General features: G+C 69.6%; 23 protein-coding genes, 1 tRNA gene and 1 riboswitch. Of the genes, 10 read left to right on the forward strand and 14 right to left on the reverse strand.

Features of this window, described 5'->3' with window-relative positions:
* Positions 1–158 precede the first annotated feature (158 nt).
* Positions 159–2,633: a transglycosylase domain-containing protein gene (locus tag KY5_RS15295; RefSeq protein WP_098242773.1), complete on the forward strand. Its 2,475-nt coding sequence runs from the start codon at positions 159–161 to the stop codon at positions 2,631–2,633.
* Positions 2,634–2,708: 75 nt separating this feature from the next.
* On the opposite strand, the gene KY5_RS15300 is transcribed toward KY5_RS15295, so the two are convergent.
* The 3 genes from KY5_RS15300 to KY5_RS15310 all read right to left on the reverse strand — a co-directional run bounded on the left by KY5_RS15300 (position 2,709) and on the right by KY5_RS15310 (position 3,920).
* Positions 2,709–3,029, reverse strand: a complete 321-nt coding sequence (locus KY5_RS15300) for a DMT family transporter (protein ID WP_098242774.1) — start codon at positions 3,027–3,029, stop codon at positions 2,709–2,711.
* A gap of 37 nt (positions 3,030–3,066) precedes the next feature.
* Positions 3,067–3,128, reverse strand: a riboswitch (guanidine-III (ykkC-III) riboswitch).
* 55 nt (positions 3,129–3,183) lie between these two features.
* Positions 3,184–3,528 carry a GroES family chaperonin gene (locus KY5_RS15305; RefSeq protein ID WP_199843091.1) on the reverse strand — a complete coding sequence of 115 codons (345 nt, stop codon included), beginning with the start codon at positions 3,526–3,528 and terminating at the stop codon, positions 3,184–3,186.
* Positions 3,529–3,593: 65 nt separating this feature from the next.
* The gene (locus KY5_RS15310; RefSeq protein WP_234362738.1) at positions 3,594–3,920 is read right to left on the reverse strand and encodes a DUF3618 domain-containing protein; all 327 of its coding nucleotides are present in this window, start codon (positions 3,918–3,920) and stop codon (positions 3,594–3,596) included.
* Positions 3,921–4,088: 168 nt separating this feature from the next.
* Between KY5_RS15310 and bcp the strand changes: the two genes are divergently transcribed.
* The 5 genes from bcp (at position 4,089) to KY5_RS15335 (ending at position 7,729) form a co-directional block, all read left to right on the forward strand.
* Entirely contained in the window at positions 4,089–4,556 is a 468-nt protein-coding gene (bcp, locus tag KY5_RS15315; RefSeq protein WP_098242777.1) for a thioredoxin-dependent thiol peroxidase, read from the forward strand.
* Positions 4,557–4,679: 123 nt separating this feature from the next.
* Complete coding sequence (gene proP / locus KY5_RS15320) at positions 4,680–6,176, forward strand: glycine betaine/L-proline transporter ProP (RefSeq protein WP_098242778.1); 1,497 nt, start codon at positions 4,680–4,682, stop codon at positions 6,174–6,176.
* Between the two features lie 141 nt (positions 6,177–6,317).
* Positions 6,318–6,971 (forward strand): HNH endonuclease signature motif containing protein, encoded by a 654-nt coding sequence (locus KY5_RS15325; protein WP_098242779.1) that lies wholly within the window; start codon positions 6,318–6,320, stop codon positions 6,969–6,971.
* Positions 6,968–7,621, forward strand: coding sequence for an HNH endonuclease signature motif containing protein (locus KY5_RS15330; RefSeq protein ID WP_098242780.1), 654 nt, complete (start codon positions 6,968–6,970; stop codon positions 7,619–7,621). Before KY5_RS15325 ends, KY5_RS15330 begins: the two co-directional genes overlap by 4 nt.
* Positions 7,622–7,656: 35 nt before the next feature.
* Positions 7,657–7,729, forward strand: a tRNA-Leu gene (locus KY5_RS15335).
* 58 nt (positions 7,730–7,787) lie between these two features.
* Here KY5_RS15335 and rdgB read toward each other — a convergent pair.
* From rdgB to KY5_RS15355, 4 genes are all read right to left on the reverse strand, one after another.
* Positions 7,788–8,390 (reverse strand): RdgB/HAM1 family non-canonical purine NTP pyrophosphatase, encoded by a 603-nt coding sequence (gene rdgB / locus KY5_RS15340; protein WP_098242781.1) that lies wholly within the window; start codon positions 8,388–8,390, stop codon positions 7,788–7,790.
* A gap of 34 nt (positions 8,391–8,424) precedes the next feature.
* Positions 8,425–8,820: a hypothetical protein gene (locus KY5_RS15345; RefSeq protein ID WP_055553181.1), complete on the reverse strand. Its 396-nt coding sequence runs from the start codon at positions 8,818–8,820 to the stop codon at positions 8,425–8,427.
* A 116-nt stretch (positions 8,821–8,936) separates the two neighbouring features.
* Positions 8,937–9,686, reverse strand: a complete 750-nt coding sequence (rph, locus tag KY5_RS15350) for a ribonuclease PH (RefSeq protein ID WP_098242782.1) — start codon at positions 9,684–9,686, stop codon at positions 8,937–8,939.
* 172 nt (positions 9,687–9,858) lie between these two features.
* A complete protein-coding gene (locus tag KY5_RS15355; RefSeq protein WP_055553187.1) occupies positions 9,859–10,092 on the reverse strand; it encodes a glucose PTS transporter subunit EIIB in 234 nt (77 codons plus the stop codon).
* 224 nt (positions 10,093–10,316) lie between these two features.
* Here KY5_RS15355 and KY5_RS15360 point away from each other — a divergent pair, with 224 nt between their 5' ends.
* The 3 genes from KY5_RS15360 to KY5_RS15370 all read left to right on the forward strand — a co-directional run bounded on the left by KY5_RS15360 (position 10,317) and on the right by KY5_RS15370 (position 14,287).
* Entirely contained in the window at positions 10,317–11,630 is a 1,314-nt protein-coding gene (locus tag KY5_RS15360; RefSeq protein ID WP_098242783.1) for a PTS transporter subunit EIIC, read from the forward strand.
* Between the two features lie 254 nt (positions 11,631–11,884).
* Entirely contained in the window at positions 11,885–13,150 is a 1,266-nt protein-coding gene (locus KY5_RS15365) for a PTS transporter subunit EIIC (RefSeq protein ID WP_098242784.1), read from the forward strand.
* 225 nt (positions 13,151–13,375) lie between these two features.
* Positions 13,376–14,287 carry a PEP phosphonomutase gene (locus KY5_RS15370; protein WP_098242785.1) on the forward strand — a complete coding sequence of 304 codons (912 nt, stop codon included), beginning with the start codon at positions 13,376–13,378 and terminating at the stop codon, positions 14,285–14,287.
* On the opposite strand, the gene KY5_RS15375 is transcribed toward KY5_RS15370, so the two are convergent.
* A complete protein-coding gene (locus tag KY5_RS15375; protein ID WP_098242786.1) occupies positions 14,284–15,036 on the reverse strand; it encodes an MBL fold metallo-hydrolase in 753 nt (250 codons plus the stop codon). The genes KY5_RS15370 and KY5_RS15375 overlap by 4 nt on opposite strands.
* 196 nt (positions 15,037–15,232) lie before the next feature.
* Here KY5_RS15375 and KY5_RS15380 point away from each other — a divergent pair, with 196 nt between their 5' ends.
* Entirely contained in the window at positions 15,233–15,694 is a 462-nt protein-coding gene (locus KY5_RS15380) for a type II toxin-antitoxin system PemK/MazF family toxin (protein WP_098242787.1), read from the forward strand.
* Between the two features lie 251 nt (positions 15,695–15,945).
* Here the strand turns inward: KY5_RS15380 and KY5_RS15385 are convergent, their stop codons facing one another.
* The 6 genes from KY5_RS15385 to KY5_RS15410 form a co-directional block, all read right to left on the reverse strand.
* Complete coding sequence (locus KY5_RS15385) at positions 15,946–16,899, reverse strand: PLP-dependent cysteine synthase family protein (protein WP_098242788.1); 954 nt, start codon at positions 16,897–16,899, stop codon at positions 15,946–15,948.
* 12 nt (positions 16,900–16,911) lie between these two features.
* The gene (locus KY5_RS15390) at positions 16,912–17,190 is read right to left on the reverse strand and encodes a MoaD/ThiS family protein (protein ID WP_098242789.1); all 279 of its coding nucleotides are present in this window, start codon (positions 17,188–17,190) and stop codon (positions 16,912–16,914) included.
* A gap of 116 nt (positions 17,191–17,306) precedes the next feature.
* Positions 17,307–17,417 (reverse strand): putative leader peptide, encoded by a 111-nt coding sequence (locus KY5_RS43060; RefSeq protein WP_324962316.1) that lies wholly within the window; start codon positions 17,415–17,417, stop codon positions 17,307–17,309.
* 66 nt (positions 17,418–17,483) lie between these two features.
* Positions 17,484–18,260, reverse strand: a complete 777-nt coding sequence (locus KY5_RS15400) for an ABC transporter ATP-binding protein (RefSeq protein ID WP_098247271.1) — start codon at positions 18,258–18,260, stop codon at positions 17,484–17,486.
* A gap of 17 nt (positions 18,261–18,277) precedes the next feature.
* Positions 18,278–19,288, reverse strand: a complete 1,011-nt coding sequence (locus KY5_RS15405; RefSeq protein WP_098247272.1) for a FecCD family ABC transporter permease — start codon at positions 19,286–19,288, stop codon at positions 18,278–18,280.
* Positions 19,289–19,401: 113 nt separating this feature from the next.
* Positions 19,402–20,373: an ABC transporter substrate-binding protein gene (locus KY5_RS15410; protein ID WP_098242791.1), complete on the reverse strand. Its 972-nt coding sequence runs from the start codon at positions 20,371–20,373 to the stop codon at positions 19,402–19,404.
* Positions 20,374–20,394: the final 21 nt, after the last annotated feature.

A 20,394-nucleotide genomic window follows, 5' to 3' on the forward strand; every position in this document is an offset into this window, starting at 1 on the left:
GGCCAAAGCGCTGGAGCCTAGTGCGATCGGGGTCGCTCGTGCCAGGCATTTTCGACCCGGGGGCGCGTGCCTGGTCGGGAACGGGTGTCACGACGGTGTGCAATGGGGGTTTACGAGGCGTACTGGACGTACGACGCTAACCGGGAGTTCCGCGAGACATGAGCGACGAGCCGCAGCAGCAGGGTTCCGCAGGGCACCAGGGCTGGGCGCCCCGGGAGCCCGGGGAGACGCCCGCTGACGCCCCGAAGGACACCCCCGAGGGTGCGGCACAGGAGCCGGGCGGCGAGGGCGCGAAGGGCAAGAAGCCGAAGAAGCCCAAGCGCCCCAAGCGCAAGGGCTGGCGGCGGATCTTCCCGACCTGGCGCATGGTCCTCGGCGGTTTCCTCCTGGTCGTCCTGCTCGGCATCGGCGCGTTCATGACGGGCTACTTCCTCGTCGACATCCCGCCCGCCAACGCCGCCGCGACCAAGCAGAGCAACGTCTACCTCTACGCCGACGGCACCGAACTCGCCCGCGACGGCAAGGTCAACCGCGAGAAGGTGCCGCTCAAGCAGATCCCCCTGAAGGTCCAGCACGCCGTGCTCGCCGCCGAGGACCGCGACTTCTACAGCGAGTCCGCGGTCGACCCGAAGGCGATGCTCCGCGCGGCCTGGAACACCGTCACCGGCAAGGGCAAGCAGTCCGGTTCCACGATCACCCAGCAGTACGTGAAGAACTACTACCTGGGCCAGGAGCAGACCGTCACCCGAAAGGTGAAGGAGTTCTTCATCTCGATCAAGCTCGACCGCGAGGTGAGCAAGGACGACATCCTGGAGGGCTACCTCAACACCAGCTACTTCGGCCGCAACGCGTACGGCATCCAGGCCGCCGCCCAGGCGTACTACGGCAAGGACGTCGAGAAGCTGAGCGTCGCCCAGGGCGCCTACCTCGCCACGCTCCTCAACTCCCCCAACGCCTACGACGTCGCCACCCACCCGGAGAACAAGCCGCGCGCGGCCGGCCGCTGGAACTACGTCCTGGACGGCATGGTCAAGGAGGGCTGGCTCAGCAAGTCCGAACGCAAGGACACCACGTTCCCGGTGCCCGACGAGGCCAAGGGCACCTCCGGCCTGTCCGGGCAGCGCGGCTACGTCGTCAAGGCCGTCGAGGACTATCTGACGAGCAACAAGATCATCGACGAGGAGACCCTCGCCAAGGGCGGCTACCGCATCACCACCACCCTCCAGAAGGACAACCAGAAGTCCTTCGAGAAGGCCGTCGAGGACCAGGTGATGTCCAAGGTCGACAAGAAGGCGCGCAAGGTCGACCGCAACGTCCGCGCGGGCGGCGCCTCCATCGACCCGGCCACCGGCAAGGTCGTCGCGATGTACGGCGGCATCGACTACACCAAGCAGTACGTCAACAACGCGACGCGCCGCGACTACCAGGTCGGCTCCACCTTCAAGCCGTTCGTGTTCACCTCTGCGGTCGAGAACGGCTCGGTCACCCAGGACGGCCGCACCATCACCCCGAACACCGTCTACGACGGCACCAACAAGCGCCCCGTACAGGGCTGGAGCGGCGGCACCTACGCCCCCGAGAACGAGGACCAGGTCAGCTACGGCAACGTCACGGTGAGCGCCGCCACCGACAAGTCCGTCAACGCGGTCTACGCGCAGATGGCCGTCGACGTCGGCTCCGACAAGGTCAAGGACACCGCGATCGCGCTCGGCGTCCCGGAGAGCACCCCCGACCTCACCGCGTCCCCCTCCATCGCGCTCGGCCCGTCCACCGCGAGCGTCCTGGACATGACCGAGGCGTACGCGACGCTCGCCAACCACGGCAAGCACGGCACGTACACGATCGTCGAGAAGATCACCAAGAACGGCGACGAGGTCGAGCTGCCCGGGCAGAAGACCAAGCAGGCCGTGACCCGCGAGGCCGCCGACACCACCACGTCCATCCTGCAGAGCGTCGTCCAGGGCGGCACCGGCACGGCGGCGCAGGGCGCGGGCCGCCCCGCCGCGGGCAAGACCGGCACCGCCGAGAACGACACCGCGGCCTGGTTCGCGGGCTACACCCCGAACCTCGCGACGGTCGTCGCCGTGATGGGCCAGGACCCCGACACCGGGGCGCACACCCCGCTCTACGGCGCGCTCGGCGAGCAGCGCATCAACGGCGGCGCCTACCCGGCCCGGATCTGGGCCCAGTTCACCAAGGCCGCCCTCAAGGGCAAGCCCGTCAAGGACTTCGACCTGGAGCTCGAACAGGGCGCGGACGTCCCCGAGATCCCCGACCCGACGACGGGCGGCGCCACCACGGACGGCGGCACCACCGACGGCGGTCCCACGGACGGCGGCACCACGACCGGCGGTCCGACCGACGGCGGGACCACGACAGGCGGCCCCACGGACGGCGGGACCACGACCGGCGGCCCGACCGACGGCGGCACGACGACCGGCGGTCCCACGGACGGAGGCACCACGACCGGCGGTCCCACCGACGGCGGCACCACGACCGGCGGCCCGACCGACGGCGGCACCACGGATGGCGGGACCACCGACGGAGGAGCCGACCAAGGCGGCCAGACAGGCGGCACACCGGGTGGCGGAACCACGGACGGCGGGGCGCTAGGCGGCCTGACGGACGGCTAGGGGCGCCCCTTCAGGGGTACGGGGAACTGCGCGACCAGCCCAAGCGGGCCCGCAGTTCCCCACCGAGCCAACGCCTCAGTGCCCGGAGGTCGCCTTCAGCCCCACAACGGCCACGAGCAGCAAGCACACGAAGAAGATCCGCGCCGCGGTGACCGGCTCACCGAGAATCACCATGCCGAGCACCGCCGCACCCGCCGCGCCGATGCCGACCCACACGCCGTACGCCGTACCGATGGGCAACGTCTTGGCCGCGTGCGACAGAAGCATCATGCTCGCGACGATCCCGGCCCCCGTGAACACGCTGGGCCACAGGCGCGTGAACCCCTCGGTGTACTTCATCCCGATCGACCAGCCCACTTCGAGCAGACCGGCGATGATCAGCAGAACCCAGGCCATGACGGCACCTCCGACAACGTGAAACGCGGAATCAACGGGTGCGTCGTCTTTGCGGAAGCCCGGTACGGCGCGTCTCGTCGGGGTCCCCCCAAGGTAGCAAAGCCCATGCGAAAGGGGCTGGTGACGATGGTCACCAGCCCCTCCGCGAGACGTGTTACAGGTACAGGCCCGTCGAGTCCTCCGAGCCCTCGAACCGGTCCGCGGCCACGGCGTGCAGATCGCGCTCACGCATCAGGACGTACGCCACGCCCCGCACCTCGACCTCGGCCCGGTCCTCCGGGTCGTACAGGACCCGGTCGCCGGGCTCCACCGCGCGCACGTTCTGCCCGACCGCGACCACCTCGGCCCAGGCGAGCCGTCGGCCCACGGCCGCGGTCGCGGGGATCAGGATGCCGCCGCCGGAGCGCCGCTCGCCCTCGCTGGTGTCCTGCCGCACGAGCACACGGTCGTGCAGCATGCGGATCGGCAGCTTGTCGTCGTGGTGGGTCTTCTCGCTCACGCCCCGAAACCTACCTGTCCCCCGCCCGGCCATGGGCCGCCGGGTCGCCGTTGCCACCTGCCCGTTCAGCCGCTGCGGCGCCGGGAGCTCACCACGAGGAGCCCCACGAGGCCCACCGCCACCAGGGCCACCGGGACGATCCGCTCGATCCGGGGCGAACCGTCCTCCGAGACGAGCTGGCCCTTCACGTCCGAGACGAAGCGGTTCGCTCCGACGTACGCCCGGCCCAGTGAGTTGTCCACGCTCGCGGCGACCTTCGCCTTCGCGTCGCCGACGATCGTCTTGGGGTGGACGCGCACTCCGATCTCGTCGAGCGTCTCGGCCAGCTGGCCGCGCCGGCGCTTGATGTCCGCCTCGATCTGCGCAGGGGTCCTGGCATCCGCATCCGACACCGCGCTGCCTCCGTGGTCGTGTCCGAGAGTCGTCGTATCCGACGGTCTGTGGATGTGTGACCCACAGTCCGTTGTCCCACAGTCTGTCAGCTTCGCGGTCACCGCACCCCACGGCACCCCCATTACGCTCATGACCGTCACTGCACCGTTGCGAGGAGACCGAGAGACATGAGCGAGCGACTCACGCCGGGCGACACCGCCCCCGCCTTCACCCTGCCCGACGCCGACGGCAAGGACGTCTCGCTTGCCGACCACAAGGGCCGCAAGGTCATCGTGTACTTCTACCCGGCCGCCCTCACCCCCGGCTGCACCAAGCAGGCCTGCGACTTCACGGACAACCTCGACGTGCTCGCGGCCGCCGGGTACGACGTCATCGGCGTCTCCCCCGACAAGCCGGAGAAGCTCGCCAAGTTCCGCGAGCAGGAGAACCTCAAGGTCACGCTGGTCGGCGACCCCTCCAAGGCGACGCTCGAGGCGTACGGCGCCTTCGGCGAGAAGAAGCTGTACGGCAAGACGGTGACGGGCGTCATCCGCTCCACCGTGGTCGTCGACGAGCAGGGCAAGGTCGAACACGCCTTCTACAACGTCAAGGCGACGGGGCACGTGGCCAAGATCATCCGGGATCTCGGCGTCTGAGCCGTTCCCTCCCCTTTTGCCGTGTGACGAAGGCCCCTCTCCCGGGGGGCCTTCGTTTGCGTCGGCGTTCTTCGAGCAAGTGATCTCAAGGGGATCTGCCCGAAGAACGAAAGGAACCACTCCATGGCGGCCCACGAAGAGACCGAGGCCGATACCGAGGCGGTCAAGCGCCACCGCGCGCTTTTCCGGGCCGTCAGACGGCGCAAGAACCCGCCGCTGCGCCGCACCGACATCACGGTCACGGACGAGGCCGCGGTCAAGCGGGCGGTCAAAGCGGCCTCGCTCGGCAACGCCATGGAATGGTTCGACTTCGGCATCTACAGCTATCTGGCCGTGACGATCGGCCACGTCTTCTTCCCCTCGGGGAACGACACGGTCCAGCTGGTCTCGTCCTTCGCCACCTTCGCGGTGTCGTTCCTGGTGCGCCCCATCGGTGGCATGGTCTTCGGCCCCATGGGCGACAAGATCGGCCGCAAGAAGGTCCTCGCGCTGACGATGATCCTGATGGCAGTGGGCACGCTGGCCATCGGCCTGATCCCCTCCTACGCCACGATCGGCTTCTGGGCGCCGGTCCTGCTGATCTTCTTCCGCCTGGTCCAGGGCTTCTCGACGGGCGGTGAGTACGGCGGCGCCTCCACCTTCATCGCCGAGTACGCGCCCGACAAGCGCCGCGGCTACTTCGGCAGCTTCCTCGAGATGGGCACCCTCGCCGGGTACACCGGCGCGGCGGGCCTCGTCCTCATCCTCAACAGCGCCCTCGGCTCCGACTCCATGGAGTCCTGGGGCTGGCGCATCCCGTTCCTCGTCGCGGGCCCGCTCGGCCTCGTCGGCCTCTACCTGCGGCTGCGCCTCGACGAGACCCCGGCGTTCCAGAAGATGGAGGACGCGACCTTCCACTCCGCCTCCGAAGGCGCGTCCACCGTGGAGACCACGGCCAAGGGCGACCTCGCCAAGATCTTCCGCGACCACTGGCCGAAGCTGGTCCTCTGCATCGCCCTGGTCGGCGCGTACAACATCACCGACTACATGCTCCTGTCGTACATGCCGACGTACCTCTCCGACGAGCTCGGCTACGACGACTCGCACGGCCTCCTGATCCTCATCGCCACCATGGTGATCCTGATGCTGATCATCACCCAGGTGGGCCGCCTCTCCGACCGCTTCGGCCGCAAGCCGCTCCTGATGACGGGCATGGTCGGCTTCCTGGTCGTCTCGATCCCCGCGTTCCTCCTCATCAAGCAGGGCAGCCTGATCGCGGTCTCCGGCGGCATGCTCCTGCTCGGCCTCTCCCTGGTCTGCCTCCTCGGCACGATGTCGGCGACGCTCCCCGCCCTCTTCCCCACCTCGGTCCGCTACGGCTCCCTCTCCGTCGGCTACAACCTCTCCGCCTCCCTCTTCGGCGGCACGGCCCCCCTGGTCATCACGTCCCTGATCAGCATCACGGGCACGGACATGATCCCGGCGTACTACTCGATGGCGGCGGCGGTCGTCGGCGTCATCGCGGTGGCCTGCATGAAGGAAACGGCCCAGAAGCCGCTGGAGGGGTCGCCTCCGTCGGTGGAGACGAAGGAGGAGGCGGCGGAGATGGTGGAGGCCCAGACTCCGGCTCCGAAGTTCTGACGACCACCCCCTCTCCTGCCGCCACGGCCCGTTCCACTTCCAAGTGGGGCGGGCCGTTCCGCATTTCGGAGGTGACCATCCGATTAACGGTTCGTTAGTCCGTACGAGGCTGCGAACGAGTGGCCGGGAGGGGAGGGTGACATGCCGATTAGTCCGTACACCAGGGAGCGCCTGGAGGAGGCGGCACGCTCGTCACGGACGTTGTCCGAGGCGCTGAGAAGGCTGGGGGTGGATCCGAAGAGTTCGACGCGACGGTACGTCCACGAGCGGATGAAGAAGCTCGGAGTGGATACGTCGCACTTCGAGCGGGAGGGGGCGCGGTGGACCCGGGAGATCTTGGAGCCAGTGGTCGCCGACTCCACGAGCGTGTACGAAGTGTTGCGCCGACTCGGGCTCGACCTCGTGGGCGGACAGCACACCCACATCAACCGCCGGATCAAGGCGTACGGGATCGACACGTCGCACTTTCAGGCACCGGCACGGCGCAGCGATGCCCGGCGCTGCCGGACACCAGAGGCTTTGCTCGTTCGGCAAACAGCCGCTCACACCCGGCGCATCCCCAGCGATCGCCTCAAGCGTGCGATGACAGCCTTGGGGGTGCCTGAGCGGTGCGCTCGCTGCGGCACTGAGGCGGTATGGAGAGGCCATCCGCTCCCGCTTGAGGTCGACCACATCGACGGCAACTGGCGGGACAACCGCATCGAGAACCTTCGGTTTCTGTGCCCCAACTGCCACTCGACGACGGATAGTTACCGGGGGCGCGGCAAGCGACGGCCCAAGAGCGACGCTTCATGAGCAGCGGCGTGCAGTACACCCGAGAGAAGCTGGAGCAGGCAGCCGGACGGTGCGCGAACCTCGATGAGGTCATCGCCTACTTCGGCACCCGACCGTACAAAACGCTGCACCGCTACCTCATCGGGCGCTTCACTCACTTCGGCATCGACATCTCGCACTTCAGCCCCTCCGGCAGGCGAGTTCAGCCCAAGCGCGACGAGCTGCGTGCCGCGGTCGCGGAGTCCACCTCGATCGCGGAGACGCTTCGCCGCCTGGAGCGCCCTGACAACGGCAGGCAACGTGCGCTGTTGCGTCAGTGGATTACCGAAGAGCGCCTCACGACTGCACATTTCTTGGGGCAGGCCCATCAGCGTGGGAAATCCCGCCCGGCCCTCATCAAACGGCCGGGGGCCATTCTCGTTCGACACGACGGCAAGCACCGGACACGGACGGTGCTGCTACGCCGTGCCCTCCGCGAAATGGGCGTACCCGAGGAGTGTGCCGAGTGCGGGACCGGCCCTGAATGGCTCGGAGATCCCATGACGCTGGAGATCGACCACATCAACGGCGACTGGAGCGACGACCGGCGCGAGAATCTGCGGCTGCTGTGCCCCAATTGCCACGCGGTCACCAGCACGTGGTGTCGAGGAGGCCGTCGACGATCAGCCTAGGCAAACTTCACGCGCCCGGTACCATGGCGGTGCATGCGCCCGTGCGCCAACGGCTGAGCGGCGTCGTTTAGGTCGACGTGTTTGTCGGTTCGAATCCGACCGGGCGTACCGACGCCGAAGGCCCGGTCCGCGCATCCAGCGGCCCGGGCCTTCGCCATCCGCACCGTCAGCCCAACAACTCCCGAACCACCGGCACCAGCCCCCGGAACGCCTTCCCCCGATGGCTGATCGCGTTCTTCTCGTCCGCCGTCAGCTCCGCGCAGGTGCGGGTGTCCCCCTCCGGCTGGAGGATCGGGTCGTAGCCGAAGCCGCCCGTGCCCGAGGGGGACGTGCGCAGGGTGCCCAGGAGGCGGCCCTCGACCACGCGTTCCGTGCCGTCGGGGAGGGCGAGTGCTGCCGCGCAGGCGAAGTGGGCCGCGCGGTGTTCGGGGGCGATGTCGGCGAGTTGGGCGAGGAGGAGGTCCAGGTTGGCCTGGTCGTCGCCGTGGCGGCCTGCCCAGCGGGCGGAGAAGATGCCGGGGGCGCCGTTGAGGACGTCGACGCAGAGGCCCGAGTCGTCGGCGACCGCGGGCAGGCCCGTGGCCTGGGCGAGGGCGTGTGCCTTGAGCAGGGCGTTCTCGGCGAAGGTGACGCCGGTTTCCTTGACGTCGGGGATCTCGGGGTAGGCGTCCGCGCCGACGAGGTCGTGAGTGAGCCCTGCGTCGGCGAGGATCGCCTTCAGTTCCGTGAGCTTGCCTGCGTTGCGGGTGGCGAGGATGAGGCGGGTCATGCCGTCCAGTATCCCGGGGCGCGACCCGCGTCCGTCACGGCGTGCAGACCTTCGTCAGTTCGCCCGCCGCGTCCGTGACCGGGGAGACGTCGGGAGTCGCGTCGCCCTTCTTGACGGCGTCGCGGACGTTGTCGACGGCCTTGTCGAGGTCGTCGACCGCCTTGTTGACGTCGGTGTTGTCGGTCTTGTCGCCGATCTTGTCGAGGTTCTTGCCGATGTCGTCGAGCGCCTTGTCCGCCTCGGCCGGGTTGTCGCCGGCGTTCTCCACGGCCTGCTGGAGGTCGGTGACGCTGTCGGCGATCGTGTCGGCGGTCTGGACGCAGTCGAGGGCCTTCGAGACGGCGTCACAGCCGACGAGGCCGATGCCGCCGGGCACGGCGATGAGAACGGTGGCGACAGCGGTGGCGATACGGCGGTGGCGCGCGGCCATGGTTCGGTCCCTCCCCAGGGTGCGTACGGGCGCACGGCGTTCGTCCGTGCGCCCGTACTCTTACGTACTCCTAACAACGCCCGCGAGGGGGTTGTTGGTTGCTTCCGCCCCGGTGGTCACGGAGTGGTGAGCGTGCCTTCGAGCGCCGCGCGCTGGTAGGCGGCGAGTTCGTCGCAGCCGCCGACGGCGAGGTCGAGCAGCGCGTTGAGCTCCTTGCGGTCGAAGGGCTCGGCCTCGGCGGTGCCCTGGACCTCGACGAAGCGGCCGTCGCCGGTGCAGACGACGTTCATGTCGGTGTCGGCACGCACGTCCTCCTCGTAGCAGAGGTCGAGGAGCGGCACGCCGCCGACGATGCCGACGGAGACGGCGGAGACGGTGCCGGTCAGCGGCTCGCGGCCGTGCTTGATGAGCTTCTTGCCCCGGGCCCAGGTGATGGCGTCGGCGAGGGCGACGTACGCGCCGGTGATGGCGGCGGTGCGGGTGCCGCCGTCGGCCTGGAGGACGTCGCAGTCCAGGACGATGGTGTTCTCGCCGAGGGCCTTGTAGTCGATGACGGCGCGGAGCGAGCGGCCGATGAGGCGGCTGATCTCGTGGGTGCGGCCGCCGATCTTGCCGCGGACGGCCTCGCGGTCGCCGCGGGTGTTGGTGGCGCGCGGCAGCATGGAGTACTCGGCGGTGACCCAGCCCTCGCCGCTGCCCTTGCGCCAGCGCGGGACGCCTTCGGTGACGGACGCGGTGCAGAAGACCTTGGTGTCGCCGAAGGAGACGAGGACGGATCCTTCGGCGTGCTTGCTCCAGCCGCGCTCGATGGTGATGGGGCGGAGCTGTTCGGGGGTGCGGCCGTCGATGCGGGGCGTTGAAGACATGCGTTGAGCCTAGCCTTTGGGCGGTACCCCGGGGTGCTGTCCCCTGGGGGCTGCGCCCCCAGACCCCCCTGTCGCGCTTCGCGCTCGTCCTCAAACGCCGGACGGGCTAAAACCAGAGGCCCCGTCCGTGTGCTGGACGGGGCCTCTCTCAGCGAGTCGGCGGGTCAGCGACTCACATCATGTCTTCGATGTCCGCGGCGATCGGGTCCGCGTCGGTGCCGATGACGACCTGGACGGCGGTGCCCATCTTGACGACGCCGTGGGCGCCGGCGGCCTTGAGGGCGGCGTCGTCGACCAGAGCCGGGTCCTTGACCTCGGTGCGGAGGCGGGTGATGCAGCCCTCGACCTCTTCGATGTTGTCGATGCCGCCGAGCCCGGCAACGATCTTCTCAGCCTTGCTGGCCATGGTGTTTCTCCCTGCTTTTAAAGGATGCGGCCTCGACGCACCGTAGGTCCGCTTTGTCACGGTAACGCACGGTTGGACCATCTTCGCGGGCGGTTACGGCAGTCGTGCCCAATGATGACGATCAAGGTGCCGTCCCTCATCGGGCGGTTCCCACCCGTTTCCGCAACTGGTCTACACCAGTTTTCAACGACCGCCAAACCAGGCTTGTTCCGGGAAGGACGCCGATGAGCTCCGACGCCGCCGCGGTGCCACAGAAGAAGTGGTGGAACGGCCTGTTCCAAGGTCTCCAGAAGATGGGCCGCAGCCTTCAGCTGCCCATCGCGGTGCTGCCCGCCGCCGGTATCCTCAACCGGCTCGGCCAGCCCGACGTGTTCGGCGACGACGGCCTGGGCTGGACGAACGTCGCGAAGGTCTTCGCCGCGGCGGGCGGCTCGCTGCTCGACTCCTCGCTCGGCCTGCCGCTGCTGTTCTGCATCGGCGTCGCGATCGGCATGGCGAAGAAGGCGGACGGCTCCACGGCGCTCGCCGCGGTCGCGGGCTTCCTCGTGTACTACGCGGTCCTGCGGGCCTTCCCCGACGACTGCCCGGCGGGCGCGGACTTCGCGGGCGCGGGGATGTGGAGCGGTCTGTGCGTGAACGAGGACGGCACGTCCGCGCAGGCCGCCTACCAGAACCCAGGGGTGTTCGGCGGCATCGTGATGGGCCTGCTCGCCGCCTGGTTCTGGCAGCGCTACCACCGCGTGAAGCTGGTCGACTGGCTCGGCTTCTTCAACGGCCGCCGCCTCGTACCGATCATCATGGCCTTCATCGGCCTGGTCTTCGCCGGGATCTGCGTGTGGATCTGGCCGCCCATCGGTGACGCGCTGACCAGCTTCTCCAAGTGGCTCGTCGACCTCGGCTGGCTGGGCTCGGGCATCTTCGGCGTGGCCAACCGCGCGCTGCTCACGATCGGCCTGCACCAGTTCCTCAATACGTTCGTGTGGTTCCAGTTCGGCGACTTCACCAAGCCTGACGGGACGGTCGTGCACGGTGACATCAACCGGTTCCTGGCGGGCGACCCGACCGCGGGCCAGTTCACCTCGGGCTTCTTCCCGATCATGATGTTCGCGCTGCCCGCCGCGGCCCTCGCGATCACGCACTGCGCCCGTCCCGAGCGCCGCAAGGTGGTCGGCGGCATGATGCTCTCGGTCGGCCTGACGTCGTTCGTCACGGGCATCACCGAGCCCATCGAGTACTCGTTCCTCTTCATCGCGCCGCTGCTGTACGCGATCCACGCGGTGCTCACCGGTGTGTCGATGGCGGTGACGTGGGCGCTGGGCGTGAAGGACGGCTTCAGCTTCTCCGCGGGGTTGATCGACTACGTCATCAACTGGAGCCTCGCGACCAAGCCATGGATGATCATTCCGATCGGTCTGTGCTTCGCCGCGCTGTACTACGCGCTATTCCGCTTCGTCATCGTGAAGTTCAATCTGGCGACGCCCGGACGTGAACCGGAGGAGGAGGCGGAGGCCCTGGACCGGGAGCAGACCAAGGCGTAGAGACCCCTCCCGGGGAGCTCTCCTCCCCCTCCAGCAGGCCCTCGGACCTCAGGTCCGGGGGCCTTTGGTCTGTCATATACGGATATGGCCCAGCCCACAGGAATCGCGGGTTCCTTACGTCACCTTCACCGTGCTACAACAGGTCTACACCACTAATTGGTGTAGACCACGCGGCCTTCTCGCCGCGTCCCCCGGAGACGCCGCCGTCCCCCACTTCCTTGTCCCAGGCGGCGCCTTGCCCACTGGAGGAAGTTGTGTCCACGGCCAGTGCCGCCCCCGCGGCCGCCAAGAAGAAGGGCTCCGGCGTGATGCCGGTGCTGCAGCGCATCGGCCGCAGCCTCATGCTGCCGGTGGCCGTGATGCCGGCCGCCGCGCTCCTGGTGCGGCTCGGCGCCGACGACATGCTCGGCCGGGAGTCCTTCCCGACCTGGATCACCAAGATCGCCGGCTACATGTCGGCCGGCGGCGGCGCGATCATCGACAACATCGCGCTGCTGTTCTGCGTCGGCATCGCGATCGGCTTCGCCAAGAAGTCCGACGGCTCCACCGGCCTCGCGGCCGTCGCGGGCTACCTGGTCTTCCAGAAGGTGCTCGCCACCTTCACCGACAGCAACCTGCCGAAGGTGCAGGCCGTCGTCGACGGGAAGATCGTCGAGAACGCCGCCCCGGTCAACGCCGGTGTGCTCGGCGGTGTGGTCATGGGCATCGTCGTGGCCCTGCTCTACCAGAAGTTCTACCGGACCAAGCTCCCCGACTGGGCGGGCTTCTTCGGCGGCCGCCGTCTCGTCCCGATCCTGTCGTCCTTCGCGGGTCTGGTCCTCGGCATCGTCTTCGGTCTGATCTGGCCGGTGCTCGGCGCCGGTCTGCACAACTTCGGTGAGTGGCTGGTCGGTTCGGGCGCCGTGGGCGCGGGCATCTTCGGCGTCGCCAACCGTTCGCTGATCCCGATCGGCATGCACCACCTCCTGAACTCCTTCCCCTGGTGGCAGGCGGGCGACTACAACGGCAAGCACGGCGACATCCCGCGCTTCCTGGAGGGCGACCCGACCGCGGGCCAGTTCATGACCGGCTTCTTCCCGATCATGATGTTCGCGCTCCCCGCGGCCTGCCTCGCGATCACGCACTGCGCCCGTCCCGAGCGCCGCAAGGTCGTCGGCGGCATGATGTTCTCGCTCGCGCTCACCGCGTTCGTCACGGGCATCACCGAGCCCATCGAGTTCACGTTCATGTTCATCGCGCCGGTCCTGTACGCGATCCACGCGGTGCTCACCGGTGTCTCCATGGCGCTGACCTGGGCGCTCGGCATGAAGGACGGTTTCGGCTTCTCCGCCGGATTCATCGACTACGCGCTGAACTTCGGCGCGGCCACCAAGCCGATCGGCCTGGCCGTCGTCGGCCTCTGCTTCGCGGCGCTCTACTACGTGGTCTTCCGCTTCGCGATCACCAAGTGGAACCTGCCGACGCCGGGCCGCGAGTCCGACGAGGAGCTCGCGGAGCTCCAGAAGGCCGAGGCGAAGTAGCCTGCGGCTCAGCTGAACAGGGCGGAGGGCCCGGGCGTTGGTGACCAACGCCCGGGCCCTTTCCTGTGCGCCGCCACGTAGCGTCGACGTGACACGCGCCGTCCCACGGGGGCTCCGCCCCCGGACCCCCGCTCCTCAAACTCCCCCAAGCTCTTAAAGAGCAGGGGGGACCCCCAAGGGGCTGATTTTCCCTCACGTGCTCGACCCCGGAGAGGCTGGATCCCCATGACCACCCGCATTCTCGACCTCGACCGTGAGCGCCTCGCCGCCCTGCGCGGGCGCGAGCTCACCGCCTCCGTGGCCGCCGCCGAGGGCCGCACCATGGTCGCCGAGGTGTTCGCCGACCGGGCCGCCCTGATCCCGATGCCGGGCATGCCCGGTGTGCACAACGCCGAGCTCGTCGCGTCCTTCGGCGCCGACATCGTCGTCCTGAACCTCATCGAGCGCGCCTGGGACGGCGAGCAGCTGGACCTCCCCGGCCTCGGCACCTTCGCCTCCATCGCCGACCTCGCCGCGTACATCGGCCGCCCCGTCGGCATCAACCTGGAGCCCGGTGACGTCCCCGAGATCCGCCGCGCCAAGCCCGAGTACGCCAAGCGGCTGATCGACATGGGTGCGGCGATGCTCTGCCTGACGGCGAACCCGGGCACGGGAGGGTCCTACGAGGGGCTCGCGCGGGTCACCGAGGAGCTGCGGGCCGGGCTCGGCGACGACGTGGCGCTGTGGAGCGGCAAGATGCACCACGCGGGGCACCCGGAGCGGGTCACGGTGGAACGTCTCACGGGTCTGGTGGACGCGGGCGCGGACGGCGTCGTGATGCCCCTGCCGGGCACGCTGCCGGGCGTCACCAAGGAGCTGGCCGCCGCTGCGGTGGCGGCCGTGCAGGACGCGGGCGCGGTGGTGATGGGCGCGATCGGCACCAGCCAGGAGGGCAGCCACGCGAACGTGGTGCCCCAACTCGCCCTGACCGCCAAGGAGGTGGGCATCGACGCCCACCACTTCGGCGACTCGTTCCTGCCGGGGATGTGCGACCCCGAGGTCATGTACGACTACTCGGTGGCGATCCGCGGCCGCCGCCACACCTGGAACAGGATGGCGCTGGGCGGCCGCGGCTACCGTCGTACGGCCACGGCCTAGATCTCGTACGTCGCGCCGGGCGCGGCGAGCGCGGTGGGGCCCGCGTAGGCCGCGCGGGCGTCCGCGAGGTTGATCTGCGGGTCCGTCCACGGCGGGATGTGGGTGAGCAGCAGCCTGCCCACGCCCGCGCGGGTGGCGGACTCGCCCGCCTCGCGGCCGTTGAGGTGCAGGTCGGGGATGTTCTCCTTGCCGTGCGTGAACGCCGCCTCGCAGAGGAACAGGTCGCTCCCCGCGGCGAGTTCGTCCAGGACGTCGCAGGTGCCCGTGTCCCCGGAGTAGGTGAGGGAGCGGCCCTCGTGCTCGACGCGGATCGCGTACGCCTCCACGGGGTGGCAGACCTTCTCGGTACGTACGGAGAAGGGGCCGATGTCGAACGAGCCCGGCTTGACCGTGTGGAAGTCGAAGACCTCGCTCATCGAGGAGGCGGAGGGCGTGTCCGCGTACGCGGTCGTCAGGCGCTGTTCGGTGCCTTCGGGGCCGTAGACCGGAATGGGGGCGCAGCGGCCGCCCTCGTGCCGGTAGTAGCGCGCCACGAAGTACGCGCACATGTCGATGCAGTGATCGGCGTGCAGATGGCTGAGGAAGATCGCGTCGAGGTCGTAGAGACCGATGTGGCGTTGCAGCTCGCCGAGGGCGCCGTTGCCCATGTCGAGCAGCAACCGGAAGCCGTCGGCCTCGACGAGGTAGCTCGAGCAGGCCGATTCCGCGGACGGAAACGACCCCGAGCAGCCGACGACGGTGAGCTTCATGAAGCTGGGACCTCCGCGCTGGCAGAAGAGCTGGGGGGTGTGCGGTCCGTCGAGCGTAAGGCGCAAAAGCCCTGGTCGCTCCTCCGTCGCGGGCCGTTGTGGGGGAACTCACCTGCGGTGTCACCGGTTCGGGGGGCTTGTGGGGCGCCCGGGATGCGGTGGGCGGCGGGGGGCGTGCGCCGGTACCGTCGTCGGTATGGACACGTCCTGGTGGCTCGCGCTGGCCGCCGTGGTGGTGCTCGCGCTCGTCGTCACGCTGGTGGACGGGTGGGGCCGCGGGCACCGGAAGCGGAGTACCCGACCGCCGGGTCGGACCCGCCCGCCGCGGGGGCCCCGGGGGCGGTCGCCCGCGCCCCGGCCCGCGGAGATCTGGTGGGCGCGGGTGCCGTACGAGGACGGGCCCGGCGGGAAGGACAGGCCCTGTCTCGTGCTGTCCGTGCGCGGGGAGCGTGCGGTGGTCGCGAAGATCACCAGCAAGTACCACGACGAGCGGCCGGGGGTGATTCCGTTGCCGCCGGGTGTCGTGGGCGACGTGCGGGGCCGGGCGAGCTTTCTGGAAACGGACGAGCTGAGGGAGGTCTCCCTCTGGGAGTTCCGGCGCAGGGCCGGGGTGGTGGATCCGGCGCTCTGGGACCAGGTCAGGTATCTGGCGGGCTGACCCGCCGTCCCACGGGGCTCCGCCCCGGACCCCGCTCCTCAAACGCCGGAGGGGCTGAATTTCCCAGCCCCTCCGGCGGGAGATTGCCAGCCCGTACGGCGGGAGATTCCCAACCGTCCGCTGGGGGAATCTCAGCCCACCCGGCGGGAGATTCCCAACCGTGCGGCGGCGGGGGGAATTCAGCCCGTCCGGCGTTTGAGGACGAACTCGGCGGAGCCGGTGATGGGCAGCTCCCCGGGGCGGCCGGAGCCCTACGCCCAGAGTTGGCCCTGGAGCGTCTCGATCGCCGCCTCGGTCGTCTCCGCCGTGTAGACGCCCGTCGACAGGTACTTCCAGCCGCCGTCGGCGACGACGAAGACGATGTCGGCGGGCTGGCCCGCCGCGACCGCCTTGCGGCCCACGCCGATGGCCGCGTGCAGCGCCGCGCCCGTGGAGACGCCCGCGAAGATGCCCTCCTCCTTGAGGAGTTCGCGGGTGCGGGTGACCGCGTCGGCCGAGCCGACGGAGAAGCGGGTGGTCAGGACGGAGGCGTCGTACAGCTCGGGGACGAAGCCCTCGTCGAGGTTGCGCAGGCCGTAGACGAGGTCGTCGTAGCGGGGTTCCGCCGCGACGATCTTGATGTCCGGCTTCTGCTCGCGGAGGTAGCGGCCGACGCCCATGAGCGTGCCCGTGGTGCCGAGGCCCGCCACGAAGTGGGTGATGGAGGGGAGGTCGGTGAGGATCTCCGGGCCCGTCGTGGCGTAGTGGGCGCCCGCGTTGTCGGGGTTGCCGTACTGGTAGAGCATCACCCAGTCCGGGTGCTCGGCGGACAGCTCCTTGGCCACGCGTACGGCCGTGTTGGAGCCGCCCGCCGCGGGGGACGAGATGATCTCGGCGCCCCACATCGCGAGCAGGTCGCGCCGCTCCTGCGAGGTGTTCTCCGGCATGACGCACACGATGCGGTAGCCCTTGAGCTTGGCCGCCATGGCGAGCGAGATGCCGGTGTTGCCCGAGGTCGGCTCCAGGATCGTGCAGCCGGGCGTCAACCGGCCGTCCTTCTCCGCCTGTTCGACCATGTGGAGGGCCGGGCGGTCCTTGATGGATCCGGTCGGGTTGCGGTCCTCCAGCTTGGCCCAGATGCGGACGTCGTCCGACGGGGAGAGGCGCGGCAGGCGGACGAGCGGCGTGTTGCCGACCGCGGCGAGCGGGGAGTCGTAGCGAGGCATCCGGGATCGGGCCTAGACCATGCCGCCGGCCACGGCCGGCAGGATCGTGACGCTGTCGCCGTCGGCGAGCTTGGTGGAGATGCCGTCCAGGAAGCGGACGTCCTCGTCGTTGAGGTACACGTTCACGAAGCGGCGCAGCTTGCCGTCGTCCACGATGCGCTCGGCGATGCCCGCGTGCCGCGAGTCGAGGTCGGTGAAGAGCTCGGCGAGGGTGTCTCCGCTGCCCTGGACGGCCTTCTCGCCGTCGGTGTAGGTGCGGAGGATGGTCGGGATGCGGACCTCGATGGCCATGGCGGGCTCCTGTCGGGAGTCGATGGTGCGGGTGGCGGGCGCGCGGCGGCCCTGATCCTTGCGGTGCTGCGTACGAGAATGCGACGCCGCGGCACACGGCCGTGCGGCGGAACGGTTCAGCCGGAACAGATCGCGCTGGCGAGGCGGCACAGGTCGACGTGCAGGCGCGCGACAAGCAGCACGGGCGGTGCGCTCTTCGTCTCTTCGCTCACGTCATGGGGAACCATGCGGTCATCGTATCGATTCCCGGTCCGGATCCCGGAATGTGATCTCACCTGGTGGACGGAATCCGTTCAGGATGCGGGCGGCGGCAGATAGACGACGTTCGGGGCGCCGGTCACCGGGTGGGTGCTGACCTCGGCCGTCACTCCGTACACGGTGGCGAGCAGCTCGGCCGTGAGCACCTCCTTCGGCGCCCCCGAGGCGACGAGACGGCCGCCGTCGAGGACGTAGAGGCGGTCGCAGTAGTACGCCGCGAGGTTCAGGTCGTGCAGGGCGAGCAGGTTCGTCGTGCCCAAGTCCCGCACCAGGGAGAGGATCTCGAGCTGGTAGCGGATGTCCAGGTGGTTGGTGGGTTCGTCGAGTACGACGAGGGTGGGGCGCTGCACGAGGGCGCGGGCCATCAGGGCGCGCTGGCGTTCGCCGCCGGAGAGCGAGGGGAACGCGCGGTGCGCGAGGGCCGCGACCCCGACCCGGTCGAGCGCGGCCCGCACCAGCTCCTCGTCGGCCGCCGTGTCCGCCTCCCAGAAGCGCTTGTGCGGGGAGCGGCCCATGGCGACCACCTGCTCGACGGTCAGCTCGAAGGCGGCCTGCCCGTCCTGCGGCACGGTGGCGAGGCGCCTGGCGCGCGCCTTCGCGGACATCGCGCCCAGGTCGTCGCCGTCCAGGAGGGCACGGCCGCCGGACGCGCGCAGGGTGCCGTACACACAGCGCAGCAGCGTCGTCTTGCCGCTGCCGTTGGGGCCGACGACGCCGACGGTCTCGCCGGGGGCCGCGGTGAGGTCGACGCCGTCCACCAGGCGCCTGCCGTCGATCTCGTACGAGATCCCCTCGGTGCGCAGTTCCCCCACGGGAGCGTTCTGGTCGGTCATGCCGGGACTCCTTCGGTGCGCCGCCGCAGCAGCCAGAGGAAGAACGGGCCTCCGGTCAGCGCGGTGAGCACGCCGACGGGGATGTCCTGCGGCGCGGCGACGGTGCGCGCGGCGAGGTCGGCGACGACCAGGAAGACCGCGCCCAGCAGCGCCACCACGGGGAGCAGCGGGCGGTGCGCGGCGCCGACGAGCATGCGGGCGGCGTGCGGCACCATCAGGCCGACGAATCCGATGGCCCCGCTGTACGCGACCAGGACGCCGGTCAGGAGGGAGGCGAAGACGAAGACCGCGGCGCGGAAGCGTGCCGTGTCCAGGCCGAGGACGGTGGCGCCCTCCTCGCCGACGAGCAGCAGGTCGAGGGGGCGGGCGAGCGCCATGAGCAGGGCCGTGCCGACGACCAGGGCGCAGCAGGGCAGGGCGAGCATGTCCCAGCGGGCGCTGCCGAGGCCGCCGAGCGTCCAGTACAGGACTTCCTTGAGGTGGTCCGCGCTGTCCGCGGTGACCAGGATGAGGCTGGTCAGGGCGGTCAGGATGTACGAGACGGCGACGCCCGCGAGGATCAGGCGCCCGGTCGCGAAGCCGCCGCCGCTCCTGGCAAGGGAGTAGACGAGGACCAGTGAGACCAGCGCGCCCGCGAAGGCGGCGGCGGGGATCGTGACGGTGGTCGCGAGGGCCGAGCCGACGCCGAAGGTGCCGCCGAGCACGATGGCGCCGACCGCGCCGACGGAGGCGCCCGAGGAGACGCCGAGCAGGAACGGGTCGGCGAGGGGGTTGCGGACGAGGGCCTGGAGGACGGTGCCGATGACGGCGAGTCCCGCGCCGACGGCTGCGCCGAGCAGGACCCTGGGGAGTCTCACGTCCAGCACGATGGTTCTGAAGGGGGAGGGGTCCGCGCGGCCCGTGAGGATCTCCATGACGTCCCCTGGCGGGATGCGGACGGAGCCCAGGGCGAGCCCGGCGATGATCGCTGCCGCGAGGGCTGTCGCAAGGACTGCGCAGATCAACAGGTGCTGTCCCCGGGACCTGCGTCTATCGCCCTTCGGGCTCGTCCTCAAACGCCGGACGGGCTGGAAGATCCGCCCCGCGGGCTGCGTCACCCGAGGCTGGGTCTGCTGGTCGCTCACAGCTGCGCCGCCAGCTTCTCCACCGCCTTGGGTGCTCGTACTCCCGTGACCATGTCCGAGAGCGGCAGGACCGCGAAGCTCTTGTTCTTGATGGCGGGGACGTCCGCGAGGGCCGGGTCGTCGAGGAGGCGCTTCTTCTTCTGGGCGACCGTCGTCGCGCCGTAGTCGAGGATCACGATGGTCTCGGGGTGGCGGTCCACGACCGTCTCCCAGGAGGCGTCGGCGAAGGACTTGTCGACGTCGGCGACGATGTTGCGGCCGCCCGCCCGCTCGATGATGTCGTTGCCGATGCCCCGGCCGCCGACCGTGAACGCCGTCTTGTCGCCGCTGTCGTAGACGAAGACGGAACGGGGCTTCTTGCCCTTCAGCTTCTTGGTCGTGGCAGCCAGTTCGCGCTCGGCGCCGCCGACCCACTTGTCGGCGCGGTCGCGCACCCCGAAGGTGGCGCCGACCTCGCGGACCTCGCGGAAGACGTCGTTCATGGTGACGGGGCGCTTCGCGCAGCCCTCGACGTTCAGGCGGCTCTCGATGCCCGACTTGGCGAGCGCGGAGCGGCTGCGGCCGTCGCTGGAGAGGAAGGCGCTCGCGTAACCGCCGTACACGAAGTCGGGGTTGGCGGCGAGCAGCTTCTCGTAGGAGGGGTACTCCTTGGCGACGACGGGGAGGGCGTCGTACGCCTTCGCGTACTTCGGCAGGACCTTGTCGTCGAGGTAGGCCGTGCCCGCCATGCGGTCCTCGAGGCCGAGTTCCAGCATCACCTCGGTGGCGTGCTGGTTCATGGTGACGGCGCGCTTCGGCGGTGCGTCGTACGTCGTCCTCACACCGCAGTTGGTGACGGTGTACGGGAATCCGGCGGCCTTGGCGGCGGGCTTCGTGTCACCGTCGGAGTCCGAGGAGGAGCATGCGGCGAGCGGGACGAGCAGGGTGGCCGCGGCGAGCGCGCGTATGCCGGTGTGACGGCGGGACATGGCTGAGCTGCCTCCTCCAGG

Origin of the sequence: Streptomyces formicae, assembly GCF_002556545.1 — a bacterium.
GTDB classification, from domain to species: domain Bacteria; phylum Actinomycetota; class Actinomycetes; order Streptomycetales; family Streptomycetaceae; genus Streptomyces; species Streptomyces formicae_A.

Excerpts from the sequence above, each read along its gene's own strand:
- KY5_RS15345 (WP_055553181.1), bottom strand. The coding sequence starts at position 8,820 with ATGGCCGCGCGCCACCGCCGTATCGCCACCGCTGTCGCCACCGTTCTC.
- KY5_RS15325 (WP_098242779.1), top strand. The coding sequence starts at position 6,318 with ATGCCGATTAGTCCGTACACCAGGGAGCGCCTGGAGGAGGCGGCACGC.
- KY5_RS15375 (WP_098242786.1), bottom strand. The coding sequence starts at position 15,036 with ATGAAGCTCACCGTCGTCGGCTGCTCGGGGTCGTTTCCGTCCGCGGAA.
- KY5_RS15385 (WP_098242788.1), bottom strand. The coding sequence starts at position 16,899 with ATGCCTCGCTACGACTCCCCGCTCGCCGCGGTCGGCAACACGCCGCTC.
- rph (WP_098242782.1), bottom strand. The coding sequence starts at position 9,686 with ATGTCTTCAACGCCCCGCATCGACGGCCGCACCCCCGAACAGCTCCGC.
- KY5_RS15330 (WP_098242780.1), top strand. The coding sequence starts at position 6,968 with ATGAGCAGCGGCGTGCAGTACACCCGAGAGAAGCTGGAGCAGGCAGCC.
- KY5_RS43060 (WP_324962316.1), bottom strand. The coding sequence starts at position 17,417 with ATGGTTCCCCATGACGTGAGCGAAGAGACGAAGAGCGCACCGCCCGTG.
- KY5_RS15300 (WP_098242774.1), bottom strand. The coding sequence starts at position 3,029 with ATGGCCTGGGTTCTGCTGATCATCGCCGGTCTGCTCGAAGTGGGCTGG.
- proP (WP_098242778.1), top strand. The coding sequence starts at position 4,680 with ATGGCGGCCCACGAAGAGACCGAGGCCGATACCGAGGCGGTCAAGCGC.
- KY5_RS15410 (WP_098242791.1), bottom strand. The coding sequence starts at position 20,373 with ATGTCCCGCCGTCACACCGGCATACGCGCGCTCGCCGCGGCCACCCTG.
- KY5_RS15370 (WP_098242785.1), top strand. The coding sequence starts at position 13,376 with ATGACCACCCGCATTCTCGACCTCGACCGTGAGCGCCTCGCCGCCCTG.
- KY5_RS15295 (WP_098242773.1), top strand. The coding sequence starts at position 159 with ATGAGCGACGAGCCGCAGCAGCAGGGTTCCGCAGGGCACCAGGGCTGG.
- bcp (WP_098242777.1), top strand. The coding sequence starts at position 4,089 with ATGAGCGAGCGACTCACGCCGGGCGACACCGCCCCCGCCTTCACCCTG.
- rdgB (WP_098242781.1), bottom strand. The coding sequence starts at position 8,390 with ATGACCCGCCTCATCCTCGCCACCCGCAACGCAGGCAAGCTCACGGAA.
- KY5_RS15380 (WP_098242787.1), top strand. The coding sequence starts at position 15,233 with ATGGACACGTCCTGGTGGCTCGCGCTGGCCGCCGTGGTGGTGCTCGCG.
- KY5_RS15390 (WP_098242789.1), bottom strand. The coding sequence starts at position 17,190 with ATGGCCATCGAGGTCCGCATCCCGACCATCCTCCGCACCTACACCGAC.
- KY5_RS15355 (WP_055553187.1), bottom strand. The coding sequence starts at position 10,092 with ATGGCCAGCAAGGCTGAGAAGATCGTTGCCGGGCTCGGCGGCATCGAC.
- KY5_RS15360 (WP_098242783.1), top strand. The coding sequence starts at position 10,317 with ATGAGCTCCGACGCCGCCGCGGTGCCACAGAAGAAGTGGTGGAACGGC.